Origin of the sequence: Streptomyces beijiangensis (assembly GCF_017315755.1) — a bacterium.
In the GTDB taxonomy this organism is placed as follows: domain Bacteria; phylum Actinomycetota; class Actinomycetes; order Streptomycetales; family Streptomycetaceae; genus Streptomyces; species Streptomyces beijiangensis.
Genome location: NZ_JAFLRJ010000197.1, coordinates 1 through 3814, shown reverse-complemented (window position 1 = coordinate 3814; position 3814 = coordinate 1). Strand labels below are relative to the sequence as shown.

The following is a 3814-nucleotide window of genomic DNA, read 5'->3' as shown; positions in this document are numbered from 1 at the left end:
CGCACAGAAAAGTGCCGGGCCCCCGCTGAGGGGACCCGGCACTTTTCCGTACGAAGACACCGCTTACACGAAGAACACCGGCTAGAAAAAGACCGACCGCCGCTGCACCAGCAGTTTGTAGAGCGTGTGCTGGATCTGCTCCCGCACCTGATCGGTCAGATTGAACATCAGCATCGGATCCTCCGCCGCCTCCGGCGGATACCCGTCGGTCGGAATCGGCTCACCGAACTGGATCGTCCACTTCGTCGGCAGCGGCACCATCCCCAGCGGCCCGAGCCACGGGAACGTGGGCGTGATCGGGAAGTACGGGAAGCCGAGGATCCGCGCCACGGTCTTCGCGTTCCCGATCATCGGGTAGATCTCCTCCGCCCCCACGATCGAGCACGGCACGATCGGCGCCCCGGCCCGCAGCGCGGTCGACACGAACCCGCCCCGCCCGAACCGCTGCAGCTTGTACCGGTCACCGAACGGCTTCCCGATGCCCTTGAACCCCTCCGGCATCACCCCGACGACCTCGCCCCGCTGCAGCAGACGCTCGGCGTCCTCCGCGCAGGCCAGGGTGTGCCCGGCCTTCCTGGCGAGCTCATTGATGACCGGCAGCATAAAGACAAGATCGGCCGCGAGCAGCCGCAGATGGCGCTCGGCCGGATGGTTGTCGTGCACCGCGACCTGGAGCATCAGCCCGTCCAGGGGCAGCGTCCCCGAGTGGTTGGCGACGATCAGCGCCCCGCCCTCGGACGGGATGTTCTCGATCCCCTTCACTTCCACCCGGAAGTACTTCTCGTACAGGGGCCGCACCATCGACATCAGGACCTGGTCGGTGAGCTCCTTGTCATAACCGAACTCGTCGACCTCGTAGTCGCCGGTGATCCGCCTCCGCAGGAAGGACAGCCCCCCGGCGATCCGCCGGTCCCACCCACCGCTCTCGGCCGGCGCCTCCACAGGCACCGGCTCGGCGGCCTGCTCGCGCTCCGGTACGGACGCGAGCGCGGCCGGCGTCGCCGTACTGCGCACCGACGCCCGCTTGGCCTTGGTGTTCCTGGCCCGCCTGGTCCTCGGCTCGTCACCGAAGGGGATGACCTTGGCATCGGCCATGTCAGCTGCGCTCCTTGCCGGCAGAAGAGACAAATCCGGAGACCCGGTCGACCGTACGCGCGAGTACCTCGGGAGGCAGCAGCCCAACCCCCCGGCTGCGCGCGAAATCCTCGAAAGTATCCGCGGTCGAGTACTGCGGTACGAACCCGAGTGTCTCCCGCATCTGAACCGTGGAGACGACCCGGCCGTGCGTCAGCAGCCGGATCTGCTCGGGCGAGAAATCGGTCACGCCCACCGTACGCAGTGCCGAACCGACCCAGTTGACCGCGGGCAGCAGTACGGGCACGGTGGGCCGCCCCAGCCGCCGTGAACACTGCGAGAGCAGCAGTACGCCCTCGCCCGTGACGTTGAAGGTCCCGCTGTTCAGAGTGCCCCGCCGGGGCTCGTGCAGCGCGATCCGCAGCACATCGATCACATCGTCCTCATGGACGAACTGCAGCCGCGGGTCGTACCCGAAAACCGTCGGCAGCACCGGGAGCGACAGATACTCGGCGAGCGGTGAATCGGCGCGGGGCCCGAGGATGTTGGCGAACCGCAGCACACACACGGCCACGTCGGGCCGCCGCCGGGCGAAGCCGCGTACGTACCCCTCGACCTCCACCGCATCCTTGGCGAAGCCGCCGCTGGGCAGCGACTTGGGCGGTGTGGTCTCCGTGAAGACGGCGGGGTCCCGCGGCGCCGCCCCGTACACGCTCGTACTGGACTTGATCACCAGCCGCTTGACCGTCGGCGACTTCTGGCAGGCACCGAGCAGCTGCATGGTGCCGATGACATTGGTCTCCTTGACCGTCGCCCGGCTGCCGCCCGTGCCCAAGGGGGTCCCGGTGACATCCATGTGCACGACGGTGTCGACATTGTGTTCGGCGAGTACGCGCGCGATCGTCGGCTGCCTGATGTCGGCCTGGACGAACAGGGCGCCGGCCGCACGGTCCCCGGGCGGCACCACGTCCACCCCGATCACCCGGTCGACCTCGGGATCGCGCTGAATACGCCGCACAAGCCGGCCCCCGAGCTGCCGGGCCACTCCGGTGACGAGCACGATCTTCCCCAAGATCAGCGCCTCCCCTTTCGGTCTGCCGTAGGGGCCACCGTATCGGTTCGTTGTTGCGCTGTGATGACCACACGATGCATGAAGTCACCAAGCCCACCCGTCACAACGGACCCCGGAACGCACCGAAGCCCTCCCACCATGATGGTGGGAGGGCTTCGGAAAACACGTACAGCTGCCGCTTACTTCTTGTTGCGACGCTGAACGCGGGTGCGCTTGAGCAGCTTGCGGTGCTTCTTCTTAGCCATCCGCTTGCGCCGCTTCTTGATAACAGAGCCCACGACTACCCTCGCTCACTTCTCTTTACTCGGTGCGGGGCGTCTGGGCCCACACGACCTACGTCGGCCTAGCCTACCTGCCGCCGAGTGAGGGACGTAATCCGAGGGAAGACCCCAGGCCCCCCTAGGACTTTTCTAGGCTGTTTCGACCCCCACAAACGACTCGCGAAGGTACTCGTGCACTGCTTGCTCCGGAACCCGGAAGGACCTGCCCACCCGGATCGCCGGCAGATGACCACTGTGCACCAGTCGGTACACGGTCATCTTGGACACGCGCATTACCGAAGCGACTTCCGCCACGGTCAGGAACTTGACCTCGTTGAGAGGCCTCTCACTGCCAGCAGCCATGACCCACCTGAACCTTCCGCACACGACGGGCACCGGCTTCCCCTTCCGGTGACTCTTCGTCGTTGTGCGCTCACTCCCCAGACTAGGGGCGGGTGGTGCGAGTGGGGAAGAGGAGCAGCCATCGGACGCCTACCGTGACAGACACGCTCGATTGAGTACATAGCGAGTAAGCGGTCGGTAGTAATCAGACCGCACAGCGTCATCAAGCGGAACGGCTACGGACACCCGCCCCTCGGCCTCTCCGACGAACAGCGCGGGGTCGTCCGTGTCCGCAAGACCGATGGCCTCAATACCCAGCTGACCTGCACCGCAGACCCACCCGTGATCCCCCACAACTAGCCCGGGAAGCCTGCCTCCAGCCCCTGCCGCACCCTCCAGCGCGACCCGAACCGGGAGCGGAGAATGGGTATGCACGCCCGGCTCACCACCGGGGGCTCGCGCGCCTGCTTCACGCACCAGCGCGACTCCCCGTACGTAGTCAAGGTTGTACGTGCGTACGCCGAACCGGGTCGTTATGTCGACACTCCGACCCTGCGCGGGGGTGAGGATCTCACATCCTGCCGCCGACAAAGCGTCTGCCAACTCGGCGTAGAACCCGAGAAGTCGATGCGGATGCCCGGTCCCGAACAGTACCGGGACCTCCTGCCCGACAGCTTCCGCTAATCGCGCGGCGAAGGCATCGAGCGCAGCCAGGGTCAGCTCCGGATCAATGACATCGGGCCCGGCCCGATGGTCAGGATCGTCGGAAACCCCGCACTTGTCAGCCATCAGACGCAACAAATCCCGCTCGCCCCACCCCCATTCGGGATCGAGCCCGAGGGTCACCCGGGGATCGCGGGCCGCGAACAGCCGATAGCTCCGCAGGCTCTCCTCGCGGGAGGTAGCCACGGGCCCGGCCAACCGGGCGGCCAGTAAATGCGCGCGCAGCGCACCAGTGCTCAACACCCTCCGATGCTCCCGCACCACACCACACCAGGGGCCAAAACCCCAGATACGCCCCACAGTTGGCGTAACGACCGGGCTTGATCAAGCCCCTCCGGCGATT

At 66.5% G+C, this 3814-nt stretch carries 5 protein-coding genes; all 5 read right to left on the bottom strand.

All coding sequences use genetic code 11. The features are described from left to right. Window positions 1-81: 81 nt before the first annotated feature. The 5 genes from J0695_RS21395 to J0695_RS21375 all read right to left on the bottom strand — a co-directional run bounded on the left by J0695_RS21395 (window position 82) and on the right by J0695_RS21375 (window position 3714). Complete coding sequence (locus tag J0695_RS21395) at window positions 82-1095, bottom strand: lysophospholipid acyltransferase family protein (RefSeq protein ID WP_206963733.1); 1014 nt, start codon at window positions 1093-1095, stop codon at window positions 82-84. Window position 1096: 1 nt separating this feature from the next. After that, entirely contained in the window at window positions 1097-2146 is a 1050-nt protein-coding gene (locus tag J0695_RS21390) for an NAD-dependent epimerase/dehydratase family protein (RefSeq protein WP_206963732.1), read from the bottom strand. A gap of 179 nt (window positions 2147-2325) precedes the next feature. Next, the gene (locus tag J0695_RS21385; protein WP_003948845.1) at window positions 2326-2424 is read right to left on the bottom strand and encodes a 30S ribosomal protein bS22; all 99 of its coding nucleotides are present in this window, start codon (window positions 2422-2424) and stop codon (window positions 2326-2328) included. 132 nt (window positions 2425-2556) lie between these two features. After that, window positions 2557-2769, bottom strand: coding sequence for a helix-turn-helix domain-containing protein (locus J0695_RS21380; RefSeq protein ID WP_206963731.1), 213 nt, complete (start codon window positions 2767-2769; stop codon window positions 2557-2559). A 129-nt stretch (window positions 2770-2898) separates the two neighbouring features. Next, complete coding sequence (locus J0695_RS21375) at window positions 2899-3714, bottom strand: phosphatase (protein WP_206963730.1); 816 nt, start codon at window positions 3712-3714, stop codon at window positions 2899-2901. Between the last annotated feature and the right edge of the window lie 100 nt (window positions 3715-3814).